Consider the following 16,591-nt stretch of genomic DNA (forward strand, 5'->3'; position numbering starts at 1 on the left):
CGAAAATATCAGCGCACCGGTGCCTCGTACAAGTCTACGACCTCGCGCGCCGCCGTGGCGACATCCTCGTTGACGACACGGAAGTCGAACTCGTTCTGGAAGGCCAGCTCGGTCTTCGCGGTGCGCAGCCGCCGGGCGCGTTCCTCGGCGTCTTCGGTGCCGCGACCGACCAGGCGGCTCACCAGCTCGTCCCAGGACGGCGGCAGCAGGAACACCAGGGTTGCGCTGGGGTCGTTCTCGCGCACCTGGCGCGCCCCCTGCAGATCGATCTCGAGCAGCACGCTGCGCCCCTCGGCCAGCGCCTTCTCGATGGGACCACGCGGAGTACCGTAGCGGTGCTTGTTATGGACCGTTGCCCACTCCAGCAGTTCGCCCGCCGCGATCATCCGGTCGAACTCGGCGTCGTCGACGAAGAAGTAGTGCACACCATCCTGCTCACCCGGACGCGGCGCGCGGGTGGTCGCCGAAACGGAGAGCATGATCTCCGGGTGCTCCTCCCGGATCTTTGCGGCCACCGTCCCCTTGCCCACGGCCGTGGGCCCGGCCAGGACGAGCAGGCGGCTGCGCCCGTGGCGGGCACGCCCCTGCGGCACCCGCCAGTCCAGCCACGCCTGCAGCTCGCGCTGCTGACGAGCACCCAGCCCGCCGAGGCGCTTGACGGGCGAGATACCGAGCTCGTCGAGGATGCGGTCGCGCTTTCCCACGCCGATCGCCGGGATCGCCGTCAGGAACTCGGTGACACGCATGGTTCCGGAGGGCGTGGCCGGATCCGCGAGGGCGCGACGCAGCACCTCCTGCGGCGAGACGACGCGTGTGCTCAGGTCGCGTTTCAGCGACGCACGCGCGCGACGTGCGGCCACCGCCTTCTGCGATGCCGCGATTCGATCCACCTCGGGGGGACGCTGGCCTTCAGCCACGACCGATCTCCAGTTCTTCGTTGCGCGTGCGGATCGCGGGGATCAGGCCGGCAGGTCCGGCACGCAGGATGCCGCGGCTTTCGCTCGCGATGACAGTCGGCGCCAGGGCGCCGAAGATGTCCCCCAAGTCGCGCAGCTGCGCACCCTGCGCACCGAACCCGGGCGCCAGGATCGGCGCGGGCGGGTCCAGATGCGCGGGTACGCCGCGCGCGGCCAGATCCACCGTCGCCCCGATGACGAAGCCGAAGCTCCCCCACCCCCCAGGCTCTGTGGTCCGTCTGTTGCGCTCGGATACCTCGCCGATGACCTGCTCGGTCACCGTGCGGGCGTCGGCGTCGAAGGCGCTCTGCAGCGCGATCGCCTCCGGGTTGCTGGTGGCGGCCAGCACGAAGAGCCCCTTGCCGTACTGCGCGGCGGCGGCGAACGCGGGCTCCAGCGCGCCCACGCCGAGATAGGGACTCACCGTCAGTGCGTCGCTCTCCAGCGGCGCCCCCGGAGCGAGCCACGCCTGCGCGTAGCCCTCGGTGGTCGAGCCGATGTCGCCGCGCTTCGCGTCGGCGATGACCAGCAGGCCGGCCGCGCGCGCCTGGCGGATCACGTCCTCCAGAACGGTGAAACCGGCGGCCCCGTACCGTTCGAAGAACGACACCTGCGGCTTCACGATGCCGACCTCGCCCGCGCTCGCCTCGATCACCCGGAGCGAGAACTCCCGCACCCCGGCGGCGGAGACGGGCAGTCCCCACTGTTCGAGGAGGGCGTCATGCGGGTCGATTCCCACGCACAGCGGTCCCCGCGTCGCGATGGCATCGCGGACGCGGGAACCGAAGGATTGCGTCGTGGTCACCGGGCCGCCCGGTCGCTCGCGTACTCCTGCAGGCTGCGCACTTCGAAGGGCTTGCCCATGGCGTCCAGCGCGGTGACGGCGGCGCCGAGGACGGCCATCGTGGTGAACAGCGCCTTGTCGGCCGCCACCGCTGCAGCGCGGATCTCGTAGCCGTCGGCACGGGCGGAGATCCCCGACGGCGTGTTCACGACGATGTCGATCTCACCGGCGTTGATCAGGTCGACGATGTTGCGCTCGCCGCGCTTGTCTCCGCCGTCCTGCGTCTCGCTGAACTTCGTCACGACCTCCACCGCGATGCCGTTGCGAGCGAGCACCTCTGCGGTGCCCTCCGTCGCCACCAGGCGGTAGCCCAGCTGCTGGAGGCGGTGCGCAGGAAGCAGCACGGCACGCTTGTCCGAGTCGGCAACCGAGATGAACACGGTTCCGGTGCGCGGGATACCGCCGTAGGCAGCGTCCTGGCTCTTCGCGAATGCGGTCGGGAAGTCGCGGTCGATGCCCATCACCTCACCGGTGGAGCGCATCTCCGGGCCGAGCACGGAGTCCACGGTGTGGCCGTCCTTGGTGCGGAACCGCTTGAAGGGCAGCACGGCTTCCTTGACCGAGACCGGGGCGTCCAGCGGAACGCGGGAGCCGTCGGTCTCCGGCAGCAGGCCCTCCGCCTTGAGGTCGGCGATCGAGGACCCGGCCATGATCCGGGCGGCGGCCTTGGCCAGCGGGATGCCCAGCGCCTTGGACACGAACGGAACCGTGCGGCTGGCGCGCGGGTTGGCCTCGATCACGTAGAGCACGTCGGCGGAGATCGCGAACTGGACGTTCAGCAGACCGCGCACGCCGACTCCCTTGGCGATGCCCAGCGTCGCCTCGCGGACGCGGTCGATGTCCGAGCGGCCGAGCGACATCGGAGGCAGCGTGCAGGACGAGTCGCCGGAGTGGATGCCGGCCTCCTCCAAGTGCTCCATGACACCGCCGATGAAGAGCTCCTCGCCGTCGTACAGCGCGTCGACATCGAGCTCGATGGCGTCGTCGAGGAAGCGGTCCACCAGCAGTGGGTAGCCCTCGCCGATCACGACCTGCCCCTCGTTGCGGACGAAGTAGTCGCGCAGGCTCGGGGTGTCGTAGACGATCTCCATGCCACGGCCGCCCAGCACGAAGCTCGGGCGCACCAGCACCGGGTATCCGATCTCCTCCGCGATCTTCACGGCGCCGGGGGCATCGATGGCGGTGCCGTGGCGCGGCGCCACGAGCTCGGCCGCGTCGAGGATCTCGGAGAACAGACCGCGCTCCTCCGCCGCGTCGATGGCGGCGGGGCTGGTGCCGAGGATGGTGTAGCCCGCCGCCTCGATGCCCTTCGCGAGACCCAGCGGGGTCTGGCCGCCGAGCTGGCAGACCACACCGAGGATGGTGCCCGACTGGGACTCGGCGTCGAGGATCTCCAGCACGTCCTCCAGCGTCAGCGGCTCGAAGTACAGCCGGTCGGAGGTGTCGTAGTCGGTGGAGACCGTCTCCGGGTTGCAGTTGACCATGATGGTCTCGTACCCGGCATCGGCCAGCGCGAACGAGGCGTGCACGCAGGAGTAGTCGAACTCGATCCCCTGACCGATGCGGTTCGGTCCGGAGCCGATGATGACGACCTTGGTGCGGTCGGAGGCGGCGACCTCGGTCTCGGTGTCGTACGACGAGTAGTGGTAGGGCGTGAGCGCGGGGAACTCGCCGGCGCAGGTGTCGACGGTCTTGTAGACCGGGCGCAGACCCAGGGAGTGACGGAGCTCACGCACCTCGGCCTCGGTGAGGCCGCGCAGCTGTGCGATCTGCACGTCGGAGAACCCGTGATCTTTCGCGAGGCGCAGCGAGGCCTCATCCAGCTCGGCGACGCCGGCCACGTGCTCGGCCACCTCGTTGATGAGGACGATCTGGTCCAGGAACCACGGGTCGATCTTCGTAGCCTCGAAGGCCTGCTCCGGCGTCGCGCCCTTGCGCAGCGCCTGCTGCAGCGTGACGATACGACCATCGGTGGGGATCTTCGAGATCTCCAGCAGCTCCTCGACGGAGCGATCCTCGTCACCCCAGTGGAACGCCGATCCGCGCTTCTCGAGCGAGCGCAGCGACTTCTGCAGTGCGGTGGTGAAGTTGCGTCCGATGGCCATCGCCTCGCCCACCGACTTCATGGTCGTGGACAGGGTGGCATCGGCCGCGGGGAACTTCTCGAACGCGAAACGCGGGGCCTTGACCACGACGTAGTCGAGGGTGGGCTCGAACGACGCCGGCGTGACCTGCGTGATGTCGTTGGGGATCTCATCCAGGCGGTAGCCGATGGCGAGCTTGGCGGCGATCTTCGCGATCGGAAAGCCGGTGGCCTTCGATGCCAGCGCGGACGAACGCGACACGCGGGGGTTCATCTCGATGACGATGATGCGGCCGTTGTCAGGGTCGACGGCGAACTGGATGTTGCACCCGCCCGTGTCGACGCCCACGGCGCGGATGATGTCGATGCCGATGTCGCGCATCTTCTGGTACTCGCGGTCGGTCAGCGTGAGCGCCGGGGCCACCGTGATCGAGTCGCCGGTGTGCACACCGACCGGGTCGACGTTCTCGATGGAGCAGATCACCACGGTGTTGTCCGCGGTGTCGCGCATGAGCTCGAGCTCGTACTCCTTCCAGCCGAGGATGGACTCCTCCAGCAGCACCTCGTTGGTGGGCGAGTCATGCAGGCCCGCACCGCCGATCAGGCGCAGGTCCTCCTCGTTGTAGGCGAATCCGGAGCCGAGACCACCCATCGTGAAGGAGGGGCGCACGACCAGGGGGTAGCCGAGCTTCTCGGCGCCGGCCAGCAGATCGTCCATGGAGTGGCAGATCACCGAAGCGGCGACGTCGGCACCAGCCTCGATCACCAGCTCCTTGAAGACCTGGCGGTCCTCGCCCTTCTGGATCGCCTCGACCTTGGCGCCGATCAGCTCCACGCCGTACTTCTCCAGGATCCCGAGACGGTCCAGGGTCATCGCGGCGTTCAGCGCGGTCTGACCGCCGAGCGTCGGCAGGATGGCGTCCGGCTTCTCCTTGGCGATGATCGACTCGATGACCTCAGGGGTGATCGGCTCGATGTAGGTCGCGTCGGCGAAATCGGGGTCCGTCATGATCGTGGCCGGGTTGGAGTTGACGAGGATGACGCGCACGCCCTCCTCGCGCAGCACACGGCACGCCTGGGTCCCGGAGTAGTCGAACTCGGCCGCCTGGCCGATGACGATGGGTCCCGATCCGATGACCAGGACGGAATTGATGTCTTCGCGCTTCGGCATTACTCGGAGTCCTTCTTCGTCAGGTGCGCGATGACCAGGTCGCGGAAGCGGTCGAACAGGTAGTTGGCGTCGTGGGGGCCGGCTGCGGCCTCGGGGTGGTACTGCACCGAGAAGGCGGGGATGTCGATGGCGCGCAGGCCTTCGACGACCTGGTCGTTAAGCCCGACGTGGCTCACCTCGACCTGTCCGTAACCGTTGGGGCTCTCAAACGTCCCCTCGACGGGGGCGTCGACCGCGAAGCCGTGGTTGTGCGCGGTGATCTCGACGCGGCCGGTGGCCTTGTCGAGCACCGGCTGGTTGATGCCGCGGTGGCCGAAGGTGAGCTTGTACGTGCCGAGGCCGAGCGCGCGGCCGAACAACTGGTTGCCGAAGCAGATCCCGAAGTAGGGCAGGCGCGCGTCCAGAACCTCGCGCAGCACGGCCACCTGGGCGTCCGAAGCGGAAGGGTCACCGGGACCGTTCGAGTAGAACACCGCGACCGGGTCGATCGCCTGGATGTCGGCGAACGTGCTCGCCTGCGGCAGGACGTGGACGTCGAAGCCGCGCGCGGCGAGGTTGTCGAGCGTGGCCTGCTTGACACCGAGGTCGAGCACGGCCAGGTTCCCGAGGCGCTCCCCCGTGGCGGGGACGACAGTCGGCGCGGTCACCGAGACCTCGGCGGAGAGGTTCTGCCCCGCCATCTCGGGGGCCTCGCGGACGATGCGCAGCTGCTCCTGCGGGTCGAGAGCGGCTGCCTCTCCGGAGAAGATGCCACCGCGCATGGAACCCGCGGAGCGGATGTGGCGCGTCACGGCGCGCGTGTCGATGCCGGAGATGCCGACGATGCCGTCGCGTTCGAGCGAGTCGTCCAGCGAGCCGGTGGCACGCCAGTTCGACACCACGCGGGAGGCGTCTCGCACCACGTACCCCGACACCCAGATGCGGCGGGACTCGTCGTCCTCGCCGTTCATTCCGGTGTTGCCGATGTGCGGGGCGGTCTGCAGGACGATCTGTCCCGCGTAGGAGGGGTCGGTGATCGTCTCCTGATATCCGGTCATGCCGGTGGTGAAGACCACTTCGCCGAGGGTCGTGCCGCGCGCGCCGTAGGCGTTGCCGGCGTGGCGGGTGCCGTCTTCGAGAACGAGGACGGCCGGGTCGAGGGAGAGCAGGGTCATGCTTCTGTTCCAGTCGATGCGGGAGCCGGGATCAGGGAGTCGATCGCGGCGATGAGTTCTTGGGGAGAGGTCTGCTGCAGGCGGACGTAGGAGTCCACCGGCTGACCGGGGGCGATGAGCCAGACCAGGCGCACCAGTCCGTCGCGCTCCACGACCTTGTCGATCGTGACCGTGGCAGTCCCGACGGACACCAGCGCGCTGCGCGGGATGGAGACGGTGGGCTCACCCGTGAGTGCGAGTCGCACACCTTCGTCGAGCACCGTGACCGTGGCGCGAGCGCGGTAGGCCAGGTGCTTGATCGCGAGACGGTTCAGGGCGTCGTCGTGTGCCGTGGTCGCGACATACAGTCCCGATGCCTGATACCGCTCGGTACCCGCGATCGCTGTGACCGGGGCGACGAGGGCGGCGTCTCGCCGCGTTCGTCGTCGCCAGCCCCAGAGCATCAGGCCGATGAGCAGCACGGCCACGGCGATCATGACCAGGAGGGCGCCTTCGCGGCTCATGCCCCGACCTCCCGCAGCACACCGTCGGCCACCGTGGCTGCGCCTTGGTGGATGGTCCACCGCACGCTTCCCGGCAGCTCACGTCCCAGGTAGGGCGAGTTGACGCCGCGACCGCGCAGATCCTCGGTGGTGAAGGTGCCGCCGGCGCTCGGATCGTACAGCACCAGTTCCGCCGGCTCCCCCGCAACGAGCGGGGTGCCGTGCCCGGTGAGGCGTCCGATGCGGGCGGGCGTACGGCTCATCACGCGCGCGACGTCGTCCCAGCCGAGCAGGCCGGTCTCCACCATGGCGAGGTGGACGACACGCAGCGCGCTCTCCAGACCCACCATGCCGTTGGCCGCGGCCGCCCATTCACAGGACTTGTTCTCGGCGGGGTGCGGAGCGTGGTCGGTGGCGACGATGTCGATCGTGCCGTCGGCCAGACCCTCGCGCACCGCGAGGACGTCCTCCTCCCGGCGCAGCGGCGGGTTCACCTTGTACCGAGCGTCGTAGCCGCGCACCAGGTCGTCGGTGAGGAGGAGGTGGTGCGGCGTGACCTCGGCGGTGACGTTGATGCCCCGCTTCTTCGCCCAGCGGATGATGTCCACGGAACCCGCCGTGGACAGGTGGCAGACGTGCAGGCGCGAGCCCACGTGCTCCGCCAGCAGCACGTCCCGAGCGATGATGGACTCCTCCGCCACCGCGGGCCAGCCGGCGAGACCAAGCTCGGCGGAGACGACGCCCTCGTTCATCTGGGCGCCCTCCGTGAGGCGCGGATCCTGCGCGTGCTGCGCGATCACACCGTCGAACGCCTTCACGTACTCGAGAGCACGACGCATGATGAGCGGATCGAACACGCAGAAGCCGTCGTCGCTGAAGACGCGGACCTGGGCGCGGGACTCGGCCATCGCGCCGAGCTCGGCGAGCCGCTCGCCCTTCTGGCCCAACGTGACGGCGCCGATCGGCTGCACCGTGGCGTATCCGGCGGCCTCGCCCAGGGCGAGCTCCTGCTCGACCACACCGGCGGTATCGGCTACCGGCGAGGTGTTCGGCATTGCGAAGACCGCCGTGAAGCCACCGGCCGCGGCGGCGCGGGTACCGGTGAGGATCGTCTCGGACGCTTCGTAGCCGGGCTCGCGGAGGTGGGTGTGCAGGTCGACGAGACCAGGAAGTGCGACCAGACCGTCGGCGTCGATGCGCCGGGCACCGGCAGAGCTGAGTCCCGTACCGACCTCGGCGATGCGTCCGTCCGCAACCAGGATGTCCGTGCGGTCTCCGCCCTCCAGGGAGGCTCCGACGATGAGCAGGCCGTCGTTCATGAAAGGTCCTCTCGTTCGTCGCCGGGGCGTTCTCCAGCGAGCAGCAGGTAGAGCACGGCCATGCGCACGGCGACGCCGTTCGCGACCTGCTCGAGGACGGTCGATCGGGGTGAATCGGCCGCCGCGGCGGAGATCTCCAGGCCGCGATTCATGGGGCCGGGGTGCATCACCATCGTAGCCCCGGGAAGCTGGGCCAGACGTTCCGGATCCAGTCCCCAGCGTCGGGAGTACTCGCGCTCGTTGGGGAAATATGCGGCATGCATGCGCTCGGACTGGATGCGCAGCATCATCAGCGCGGCGGGCGCGGCGGCGATCGCCCGGTCCAGGTCGTACTCCACGGTCACCGGCCACATCGACACGTTCTGCGGAAGCAGGGTGGGCGGGGCGACCAGGGTCACCTCCGCGCCGAGCGTGTGCAACAGCCAGACATTGGATCGGGCGACACGGGAGTGCAGGACGTCGCCGACGACGGTGACGCGGATTCCGGCGAGATCCCTCCCCCGGCTGTCCGCGCCGAACGTGCGCTTGCGGATGGTGAACGCGTCCAGCAGCGCCTGCGTCGGGTGCTCGTGGGTGCCGTCACCCGCGTTGACCACGCCGGCAGAGATCCATCCGCTGGTGGCGAGCGTGCGGGGCGCACCCGAGGCACCGTGGCGGACCACGACGGCGTCCGCACCGATGGCCTGCAGGGTCTGAGCGGTGTCCTGCAGGCTCTCGCCCTTGGAGACCGACGACCCCTTTGCGGCGAAGTTGATGACGTCGGCGCTCAGCCGCTTGGCCGCCGCCTCGAACGAGATGCGGGTGCGCGTGGAGTCCTCGAAGAAGAGGTTCACCACCGTCTTCCCGCGCAGCGTCGGAAGCTTCTTGATCTCGCGCGACTGCGTATCGGACATGTCCTCGGCGACGTCGAGGATGCGGAGGGCGTCTTCGCGGGAGAGGGACTGCGTGTCGAGAAGGTGCCTCATGACTCGATCGTCACCTCGTCCACGCCATCGATCTCCGCGAGCCGGACGTGCACGCGCTCCTCGCGGGCGCTGGGCAGGTTCTTGCCCACGAAGTCCGGACGGATCGGCAGCTCACGGTGCCCGCGATCCACCAGGATCGCCAGTCGCACCGCGGAGGGACGCCCGATCGACTGCAGTGCATCGAGGGCGGCGCGAATGGAGCGCCCCGAGAACAGCACGTCGTCGACGAGCACCACCGTGCGGCCGTCGATGCCACCGGAGGGGATCTCCGTGGGGCCGGGCGAGCGCGTGGGCTGACGGGCGAGGTCATCGCGGAACAGCGTGACATCGAGCGATCCGACCGGCACGGGGACGCCGGCGATGTCGCTCATGATCACGGACATCCGCTTCGCCAGCGTGACGCCGCGCGTGGGGATTCCCAGAAGGACGATGCCATCGACGCCGCGATGCGACTCGATCACCTCGTGCGAGATACGGGTCAGTGCCCGCGTGATGTCGGCTTCGTGGAGCACAGTTCGAGTGCCCATGGCCGCTCCCTTCTCCGCCTCACGGGACGGGGTTAAAGGTTGCTTTCGACTGAGACGAGTCTACCGCCGGTGCCCGGCGTCGCCGAACCGGTGGCCGCGGGTGTCAGGCCTCGCTGAGGTCGGCGGGTGCCGTCGCCGCCAGGGTGAGGTCGTCCCCCGCCTTCGACGCACGGATCGGGTGACCGAACGAGGTGATGCACTTCCCGGTGTTGAGGTCCCACTTCCAGTCGTGCAGGGAGCAGGTGAGCACACCGTCCTCATCGATCTTGCCGGTCTTGGTGAGATCGGCGCGCAGATGCGGGCAGCGGCGCTGCACCACCCAGTCGCCGATCTGCGCGTCCTCGGTCTGGTCGGACTGCTCGGCGTACCAGTTCTCCGTGTACTCGATGCGATCGCGCGAGAGGCACTTCATGAAGGTGTAGATGAACTCGTTGAACTTGCCGATGCGCGCCGTCTGGAACTGCATCGACAGGAAGATCGAGTTGGACCAGTCGATCTCACCGTCGGCGATGTTCGTGGAGACGAGATCGGCGGGGATGCGGAACCAGAAGTTGCACTCCTCCCCCGCATACTCGCGCAGTTTCGCCTTCGGGAAGTCCACGACCATGTCCAGTTCGCCGATCGTGTAGCGGACCGGTCCGCCCACGCCGTTTCGCATGATCCGGGCGCGACGAAGCAGCGGCTCCCACCACTCCTTGAGCTTCTCGAGCATCACCGCAGGCTCGAGGACGGCCGCACGCGAGGCCTCCTCGTCGCGGATCTCCTGCTGGCGCGACGCGCGCTGCTCCTCCAGGTAGCCCCACTTGTCGGCGAACATGCGGTCGATCTCGTCCTGGGTGTAGAACGTCTGCTCGACGGAGACCTCACCATCGACGATCGTGACGACCGTGCCGGGGATGAAGACGTGACCGTCGTACTTCGGTGCCTCCTCCTTCATCCGGGCGATGAACTCGACCTGATCGGTGAAGATGCCGACCGAGTCGTTTCGGCCGAGACCGTTCGAATCGAACACGTCGTCCCGCAGGAACATCGGCGGGCCGGCCATCGGGAACACGTGCGGCGCGTCGACCTTCTCGATGTAGAACATCGCGCGCTTGTGCTGCGCTTCCCGCTTGAGGTGGGCGAAGTTCTGCTTGGCGTCCAGCGGAAGGTCGTAGACCATCGGCCACCAGATGGCGCCGGAGAACTGCGTGAAGTAGGCGTCCGGCTTGCCGAAGGAGAGCAGTGCCTCCAGGTCCAGCGGGTGCGAGTCGTTCTGGTTCAGCACCGACGCGGTGCCGTCGTCCAGCGACAGCGATGAGTCGCCGATGGGGCCGTCGCTCGGCGCGCGCAGCGGCGTCACCATGATCTTCAGCGGACCGCGCTCGAGCACCTCGCCCGCCTGCGTGTAGGTGATGTTGTGGTACCCGAGCTTGCGCAGATCCTGTTCCAGATCGTCCGTCGGGTAGTCAGGGAGCAGCACCTCGATGTCCTTGCGGACATAGGTCTCCAGCAGCCACGGATCGAAGTGGTCACGGTGACGGTGCGAGACGTAGAGGAAGTCGGCCTCACGGCCGAAGCGCTCCCAGTCGAGGCCACGGTTGTCCGGGAAGGGGAACCAGGATCCGAAGAACGCCGGCTTCACCCAGGGGTCGCAGAGGACGTTTCCCCCGGTGGTCTCGATGAACATGCCGGCGTGGCCGAGTCCCGTGATCCGCATGGCTCTCCTTCTCATTGGAACCCGTCGATTCTACGTGGCGCCCGCTTGGGCGCACCTGTGGCCCGCCGTGAGAAATGCACGCGTCACGTGGCCGACCGGCGCATCCCGCGCCCTCTAGGCTGGAGGGCACGACCTCCGCCCGCTCCGTCGAAGGAATCCCGTGCAGTACATCTCCACCCGTGGCACCGCTCTCGGACAGTACACCGACGTCCTCGTCGCCGGCCTCGCCCCCGATGGCGGACTCGCCGTCCCTGCGGAGGTGCCCGCCGTCCCCGCCGCGACCTTCGAGTCCTGGCGGGCGCTGTCGTATCCGGAGCTGGCCACCGAGGTCATCGGGCTCTTCGCCACGGACATTCCCCGCGAGGACCTCGCCCGCCTGACGGGCGCGGCGTATGAGGGGTCGAAGTTCGAGGCCGACGACATCGTCCCGCTCACGGACATCGGTGGTGGGATGACCCTCGTCGGCCTCTCTGAGGGGCCCACCCTGGCCTTTAAGGACATGGCGATGCAGTTCCTCGGGGAGGCGATGGAGTACGCCCTCGCGAAGAACCAGGACATCCTCAACATCCTGGGTGCGACCTCCGGCGACACCGGCTCGGCCGCCGAGTACGCATTCCGGGGACGCGACCGCATCGGCATCTTCATGCTTTCGCCGCAGGGGCGCATGAGCGCGTTCCAGCGCGCGCAGATGTACTCCTTGCAGGACGAGAACGTGCACAATGTCGCGGTCGAGGGCGTCTTCGATGACTGCCAGCACCTGGTGAAGACTCTCTCCGAGGACCTGGCGTTCAAGGACGCGCAGCACCTGGGCGCGGTCAACTCGATCAACTTCGGGCGGATCTCCGCACAGATCGTCTACTACGTGTGGGCCTGGCTGCGCACAACCGATGCCGTGCCGGCCGAGGAACGGGCGACGTTCGAGGTGTCGTTCGCGGTGCCGTCGGGGAACTTCGGCAACATCCTCTCGGGCTACTACGCCAAGCTGCTGGGTGTTCCCGTGCGACGCCTCGTGCTGGCCTCCAACGAGAACAACGTGCTGGATGACTTCTTCCGCACCGGCGTATACCGCCCGCGCACGTCCGCAGAGACGCTGGCGACGTCCAGCCCCTCGATGGATGTGTCCAAGGCGTCCAACCTGGAGCGCTTCGTCTTCGATCTCCTGGGCCGCGACGCCCAGCGCACGGCGGGCGCGTGGCGCACGCTGGCCGAGACCGGCTCGTTCGATCTGACGACCGAGCAGCCGCGCCTGGGCGCGGAGTTCGGCTTCGCCTCGGGCACCTCCACCCACGAGGACCGCATCCGCGTGATCCGCGAGGTGTTCCAGCGCAGCGGCGTCGTCATCGATCCCCACACGGCGGACGGTGCCGGAGTCGCGGCCGACTTCGTCGAGGACGGCGTGCCGATGCTCGTGCTGGAGACCGCCAAGCCGCGCAAGTTCCCGGAGACCATCGCCGAAGCCCTCGGCGAGACGCCGGAGCCGCCCGCCGCCGTGCGCGAGCTCATGGACGCCCCGCAACGCGTGGTCCGCATGGCCAATGACGAGCAGGCACTCCGGGAGTTCATCCAGGCCCACGCCGTCCGCTGACCCCGCGCGGCGACGATCGCCGATGCTCTCGGCGAGAACCCCCGCGCGCCGGATGAGGGGAACGCCGCGACAGCAGGAGCCGATCGCACCGACCCGCGCGACTCGCTGTCAGCGCCGCCTGCCGTGCCAGCGGGAGCGCACCGCGGCCACGAACGTCACCAGGGGCCGCTCGCCGAAGCGCCACTCGCGCCCCCGCACGAGTCGCGCACCCAGCTCGGGTCGGTCGGTGAGGAGCATCGCCCGAGCGCGTACGGCGTGGACCGGGTCGGAGACGATGGCGATCAGGTCATCCGAGCGCAGGAGCGGTGCGGTGAAGGCGATGTTCTCAGCCGTGCTGCGACTCTGCGCCTCTCGAAGGATCACGCCGCGCCATCCCTGACGGCGAGCCTCGGCGGCGAGTATCTCCGCTTCAGCGGTGTCGGAGTGCACCCGTCCGCCGGACACGATGAGAGCGCGCGGCACCGGCATGCTCCGCAGCGTGCGCAGCCCGGCGCGCACCCGCCATCGGTTGATGAGGTTGGCCCGTCCGCCGCGGTTGCCGAATCCCAGCACGATGACCACAGACCGGCTGCCGACGGTCGCCGTGCCGAGGTGGCGTCCCGTCGCGCGCCACGCCTCCCACTGCCCCCAGCCGAGCGCGGCCAGCGCGATGAGCAGCGATCCCCCGCCCAGGAGCTTCCTTCCCGATCCCACACCCCCACGCTACGCTGCGCCCTTCGTCTCCGACCCCGGCGGCGCCTCGGCGCGCCATGCTCGTCGACTCCCAGCCACCTCCCCCTCCAGGCGCGCGTGCCGTGCGCACCCGACGAACGCCCCGTGCGACGGCTCCCGGATATGCGAAACGCCCGTCCCTCGCGGGACGGGCGTTTCAGCGGTGATCAGCTCGAGCGGGCGATACGGGCGAGGACACCGTGCACGAAGGCGCCGGAGTCGTCGGTGGAGTACTCCTTCGCGAGTTCCACGGCCTCGTCGATCGCGACGGCCGCGGGGACCTCGTCGTTGAAGAGGATCTCCCAGCTGGCCATGCGCAGCAGCGCGCGGTCGATGGCCGGCATGCGGTCGATCTTCCAGTCGCGCGCGTGCGTCACGATCTGCTCGTCGATCTCGTCGCGGTGATCGAGCACGCCGTCGACGATCTCGCGAGCGTACAGCCAGGAGGCCTCGCGCGCCGGCTCCCCGGCAGCGCGCTGCGCCTCCGCGGCAAGCGTCACGTCGAGCGCGTCACCACGGACGTCGGACGAGAACAGGATGTCGAGCGCGCGCTTGCGCGCCTTGGTGCGTGCGGACATTCAGCGAATCAGTCGTTGACGCGGCCGAGGTAGTCACCCGTGCGCGTGTCCACCTTGACCTTGGTTCCGGTCTCCAGGAACAGCGGGACCTGGATCTCGTAGCCGGTCTCCACGGTGGCGGGCTTGGTGCCGGCCGACGAGCGGTCGCCCTGCAGACCGGGCTCCGTGTAGGTGATCTCGAGCACGACGGAGGCGGGAAGCTCGACGTACAGCGGGTTGCCGTTGTTGAGCGCGATCTGCACCATCTGGTTCTCGAGCATGAAGTTCGCGGCGTCACCGACGGTAGCGGCGGCGACGGTGAGCTGGTCGTAGTCGTCGACATCCATGAAGACGAAGTTCTCGCCGTCGTTGTAGAGGTACTGGAAGTCGCGGCGGTCGACGTTCTCGATCTCGACCTTGGCACCGGCGTTGAAGGTGCGGTCGATGGTCTTGCCGGTGACGACGTTCTTGAGCTTGGTACGAACGAACGCACCGCCCTTGCCCGGCTTGACGTGCTGGAACTCCACGACGCTCAGCAGCTGGCCGTCGATCTTGAGGACGACGCCGTTCTTGATGTCCGCGGTGGATGCCATGGGAAGTGATTCCGTTTCGTCTGTGGGAGTGGCCGGCGGTGGCCGACTCGTCATTCTATCGGACGCACCCGGTGATCCCCTGGGCGACGCGATTCGTCAGCCCTCCGCCTGTCCCTCCAGCACGTCACACAGTCGCTCGACGGCGCGTGCGTACCCCGCCACGCCCTCACCGATCACGTGTACGGCAGCCACGTCTCGCACATACGAGAACCTGCGAAACTCCTCGCGGTTGTTGATATCGGAGATGTGCACCTCGGCCGCGGGAATGCTGACGCTGTCCAGCGCGTCCCGCAGCACCACGGACGTGTGCGTCAGCCCGCCGGGGTTGATGATGATCCCTGCGCAATCCAGGCGAGCGTCGTGAATCGCGTCGATGATGACGCCCTCATGGTTCGACTGCACCGCGCGCACATCGAAGCCGCGCGCTGCTGCCGTGGTGCGAACCAGGGCCTCCACATCGGCAAGGGTGTCGGTGCCGTAGACCTCCGGCTGCCGGGTGCCGAGGAGGTTGAGGTTCGGTCCGTTCACGAGCAGCAGGCGACGAGGTGCGGTCATGTTCGGAGGCTATCAGCGAGATGGATGCGGCTGCATCGCATAGCCTCGAAGGATGTCCCCCACCGCCGCCGAGATCGCCAGCTTCCATGAGGACGAGCCTCCCGCCGGAGCGGATCCCTTCGTCTTTCGCCGGCCCGTCGCGCCCATCGTGATCGCGGAACCGGATCCGCGCTGGCCGCAGACCGCCGAGCAGGTCATCGCCACCGTACGCCGCGCCCTGGGACCACGCTGCCTCCGGATCGAGCACGTGGGATCCACCGCGGTCCCCGGCCTTCCCGCGAAGCCACTGATCGACCTGGACCTGATCGTTGCGAGACCCGATCGCGAATCCGACTACGTCCCGGCTCTGACGGCCGCGGGTTTCGTGCTGTCGGTGCGTGAGCCGTGGTGGCACGAGCACCGCATGTTCATCTACGACAACCCCGACGTGAACCTGCACGTGTTCTCCCCCTCAGCTCCCGAACCGTGGAAGCACATCATTCTGCGCGATCACTTGCGAGCGAATCCCCGGGACAGGGAACGCTACGCCGACGCAAAGCGCGCGGCGGCGGCAGCAGCCACCGCGGCAGGCGAACGAGTCATGGAGTACAACGCGAGGAAGGAGACCGCGCTCCGCGAGATCCTGCTTCGTGCGCTCGCCGCCGCCGGCTGCGCACCTGAGGAGCCGGCGGCTGATCCTCGGCAGTAGGGTGCGCCCATGCGACTCCACATCCACAGCCCGGGACGCTCCGGCCCCCGCGCTTGGCCGTCGGCGCCGGGAGACGCACGCTTCATCGCGCTGCGCGCCGATGAGCCCGCCCGTGACGCGGCATCCGAACTGGCGAAGGTCGGCCTCGACGACAGCACGGAAGCCGTGTTCGCCCATTCCTACCTCGCGATCCCCGCGGCCCTCGCGGTCCGGGAGTCGTCCGTGGCACTGGTGCTGGTGGAGCCCGCGTTTTACGACATCGCCCGCGGGCACCGCGACATCGAGTCCCACATCAGCACCATCGAACATGCACGCCTGCAGCTCGCCGCCGGCAATCTCTGGGGCTACTGGACGGCCATCCGGCCGCTGATGTTCGGCGGGCCAGCGCAGGAAGTGACGTGGGAGGAGGAACGCGCCGCGGCCGCCGAGTTCGCGCGGCGCACTCTCCCCTGGGGGCACGGCTTACGAGCAGAGCACCTCAACGCGCCGCGCATCCTGGTTGTGACCGGCGGTTGGAACGACGAGTACGAAGCGATCGCCGGCCGGCTCGTCGATGCCGGCGCCTCACACGTCGTGCTCCCGGGACATGGTCATCGCGCTCAGGATCACCCACGATTTGCAGAGGTCGCGTCCGCGTTCCTTGATCGATAGTCACCGGCTCCTCGCTGCCGGTCAGGCGGTGGAAAACAGGCTCAGGGCGTC

Annotated in this window: 16 protein-coding genes; 3 read left to right on the top strand and 13 right to left on the bottom strand. The window is 68.5% G+C overall.

Annotated features, from left to right (window positions below; all coding sequences use genetic code 11):
• Positions 1-8: 8 nt before the first annotated feature.
• The 9 genes from gmk to ACIQJ5_RS08095 form a co-directional block, all read right to left on the bottom strand.
• Positions 9-917, bottom strand: a complete 909-nt coding sequence (gene gmk, locus ACIQJ5_RS08055) for a guanylate kinase (RefSeq protein WP_402842687.1) — start codon at positions 915-917, stop codon at positions 9-11.
• A complete protein-coding gene (gene pyrF / locus ACIQJ5_RS08060; RefSeq protein ID WP_231090197.1) occupies positions 910-1,761 on the bottom strand; it encodes an orotidine-5'-phosphate decarboxylase in 852 nt (283 codons plus the stop codon). The genes gmk and pyrF overlap by 8 nt, the downstream gene beginning before the upstream one ends.
• The gene (gene carB / locus ACIQJ5_RS08065; protein ID WP_402842690.1) at positions 1,758-5,054 is read right to left on the bottom strand and encodes a carbamoyl-phosphate synthase large subunit; all 3,297 of its coding nucleotides are present in this window, start codon (positions 5,052-5,054) and stop codon (positions 1,758-1,760) included. The genes pyrF and carB overlap by 4 nt, the downstream gene beginning before the upstream one ends.
• The gene (gene carA, locus ACIQJ5_RS08070; RefSeq protein WP_402842693.1) at positions 5,054-6,208 is read right to left on the bottom strand and encodes a glutamine-hydrolyzing carbamoyl-phosphate synthase small subunit; all 1,155 of its coding nucleotides are present in this window, start codon (positions 6,206-6,208) and stop codon (positions 5,054-5,056) included. The genes carB and carA overlap by 1 nt, the downstream gene beginning before the upstream one ends.
• Complete coding sequence (locus tag ACIQJ5_RS08075) at positions 6,205-6,711, bottom strand: hypothetical protein (RefSeq protein ID WP_231090200.1); 507 nt, start codon at positions 6,709-6,711, stop codon at positions 6,205-6,207. The genes carA and ACIQJ5_RS08075 overlap by 4 nt, the downstream gene beginning before the upstream one ends.
• Positions 6,708-8,009, bottom strand: a complete 1,302-nt coding sequence (locus ACIQJ5_RS08080; RefSeq protein ID WP_402842696.1) for a dihydroorotase — start codon at positions 8,007-8,009, stop codon at positions 6,708-6,710. Before ACIQJ5_RS08080 ends, ACIQJ5_RS08075 begins: the two co-directional genes overlap by 4 nt.
• The gene (locus ACIQJ5_RS08085) at positions 8,006-8,974 is read right to left on the bottom strand and encodes an aspartate carbamoyltransferase catalytic subunit (protein WP_402842699.1); all 969 of its coding nucleotides are present in this window, start codon (positions 8,972-8,974) and stop codon (positions 8,006-8,008) included. The genes ACIQJ5_RS08080 and ACIQJ5_RS08085 overlap by 4 nt, the downstream gene beginning before the upstream one ends.
• The gene (gene pyrR, locus ACIQJ5_RS08090; RefSeq protein ID WP_231090203.1) at positions 8,971-9,501 is read right to left on the bottom strand and encodes a bifunctional pyr operon transcriptional regulator/uracil phosphoribosyltransferase PyrR; all 531 of its coding nucleotides are present in this window, start codon (positions 9,499-9,501) and stop codon (positions 8,971-8,973) included. The genes ACIQJ5_RS08085 and pyrR overlap by 4 nt, the downstream gene beginning before the upstream one ends.
• 103 nt (positions 9,502-9,604) lie before the next feature.
• Complete coding sequence (locus tag ACIQJ5_RS08095; protein ID WP_231090204.1) at positions 9,605-11,200, bottom strand: Rieske 2Fe-2S domain-containing protein; 1,596 nt, start codon at positions 11,198-11,200, stop codon at positions 9,605-9,607.
• Positions 11,201-11,360: 160 nt separating this feature from the next.
• Between ACIQJ5_RS08095 and thrC the strand changes: the two genes are divergently transcribed.
• On the top strand, positions 11,361-12,785 hold the full coding sequence (gene thrC / locus ACIQJ5_RS08100) for a threonine synthase (protein ID WP_402842704.1): 1,425 nt from the start codon (positions 11,361-11,363) through the stop codon (positions 12,783-12,785).
• A 108-nt stretch (positions 12,786-12,893) separates the two neighbouring features.
• Here the strand turns inward: thrC and ACIQJ5_RS08105 are convergent, their stop codons facing one another.
• The 4 genes from ACIQJ5_RS08105 to ACIQJ5_RS08120 form a co-directional block, all read right to left on the bottom strand.
• Positions 12,894-13,478 carry a YdcF family protein gene (locus tag ACIQJ5_RS08105; protein ID WP_231090206.1) on the bottom strand — a complete coding sequence of 195 codons (585 nt, stop codon included), beginning with the start codon at positions 13,476-13,478 and terminating at the stop codon, positions 12,894-12,896.
• A 185-nt stretch (positions 13,479-13,663) separates the two neighbouring features.
• Positions 13,664-14,074: a transcription antitermination factor NusB gene (gene nusB / locus ACIQJ5_RS08110; RefSeq protein ID WP_231090207.1), complete on the bottom strand. Its 411-nt coding sequence runs from the start codon at positions 14,072-14,074 to the stop codon at positions 13,664-13,666.
• A gap of 8 nt (positions 14,075-14,082) precedes the next feature.
• Complete coding sequence (gene efp / locus ACIQJ5_RS08115; protein ID WP_231090208.1) at positions 14,083-14,646, bottom strand: elongation factor P; 564 nt, start codon at positions 14,644-14,646, stop codon at positions 14,083-14,085.
• Positions 14,647-14,742: 96 nt separating this feature from the next.
• Positions 14,743-15,201, bottom strand: a complete 459-nt coding sequence (locus ACIQJ5_RS08120; protein WP_231090209.1) for a type II 3-dehydroquinate dehydratase — start codon at positions 15,199-15,201, stop codon at positions 14,743-14,745.
• A 52-nt stretch (positions 15,202-15,253) separates the two neighbouring features.
• On the opposite strand from ACIQJ5_RS08120, the gene ACIQJ5_RS08125 reads away from it, so the two are divergent.
• Complete coding sequence (locus tag ACIQJ5_RS08125; protein WP_402842710.1) at positions 15,254-15,889, top strand: GrpB family protein; 636 nt, start codon at positions 15,254-15,256, stop codon at positions 15,887-15,889.
• Between the two features lie 9 nt (positions 15,890-15,898).
• On the top strand, positions 15,899-16,540 hold the full coding sequence (locus tag ACIQJ5_RS08130; protein WP_402842713.1) for a hypothetical protein: 642 nt from the start codon (positions 15,899-15,901) through the stop codon (positions 16,538-16,540).
• Positions 16,541-16,591 lie beyond the last annotated feature (51 nt).

The organism is Microbacterium sp. GXS0129 (genome assembly GCF_044769785.1).
GTDB classification, from domain to species: Bacteria; Actinomycetota; Actinomycetes; order Actinomycetales; family Microbacteriaceae; genus Microbacterium; species Microbacterium nymphoidis.

What these genes read in the sequence shown, in the direction of transcription:
- carA (WP_402842693.1), bottom strand. Translation starts at nt 6,208, where the DNA reads ATGACCCTGCTCTCCCTCGACCCGGCCGTCCTCGTTCTCGAAGACGGC.
- ACIQJ5_RS08130 (WP_402842713.1), top strand. Translation starts at nt 15,899, where the DNA reads ATGCGACTCCACATCCACAGCCCGGGACGCTCCGGCCCCCGCGCTTGG.
- efp (WP_231090208.1), bottom strand. Translation starts at nt 14,646, where the DNA reads ATGGCATCCACCGCGGACATCAAGAACGGCGTCGTCCTCAAGATCGAC.
- pyrR (WP_231090203.1), bottom strand. Translation starts at nt 9,501, where the DNA reads ATGGGCACTCGAACTGTGCTCCACGAAGCCGACATCACGCGGGCACTG.
- ACIQJ5_RS08125 (WP_402842710.1), top strand. Translation starts at nt 15,254, where the DNA reads ATGTCCCCCACCGCCGCCGAGATCGCCAGCTTCCATGAGGACGAGCCT.
- ACIQJ5_RS08120 (WP_231090209.1), bottom strand. Translation starts at nt 15,201, where the DNA reads ATGACCGCACCTCGTCGCCTGCTGCTCGTGAACGGACCGAACCTCAAC.
- ACIQJ5_RS08085 (WP_402842699.1), bottom strand. Translation starts at nt 8,974, where the DNA reads ATGAGGCACCTTCTCGACACGCAGTCCCTCTCCCGCGAAGACGCCCTC.
- ACIQJ5_RS08095 (WP_231090204.1), bottom strand. Translation starts at nt 11,200, where the DNA reads ATGCGGATCACGGGACTCGGCCACGCCGGCATGTTCATCGAGACCACC.
- nusB (WP_231090207.1), bottom strand. Translation starts at nt 14,074, where the DNA reads ATGTCCGCACGCACCAAGGCGCGCAAGCGCGCGCTCGACATCCTGTTC.
- carB (WP_402842690.1), bottom strand. Translation starts at nt 5,054, where the DNA reads ATGCCGAAGCGCGAAGACATCAATTCCGTCCTGGTCATCGGATCGGGA.
- ACIQJ5_RS08075 (WP_231090200.1), bottom strand. Translation starts at nt 6,711, where the DNA reads ATGAGCCGCGAAGGCGCCCTCCTGGTCATGATCGCCGTGGCCGTGCTG.
- ACIQJ5_RS08080 (WP_402842696.1), bottom strand. Translation starts at nt 8,009, where the DNA reads ATGAACGACGGCCTGCTCATCGTCGGAGCCTCCCTGGAGGGCGGAGAC.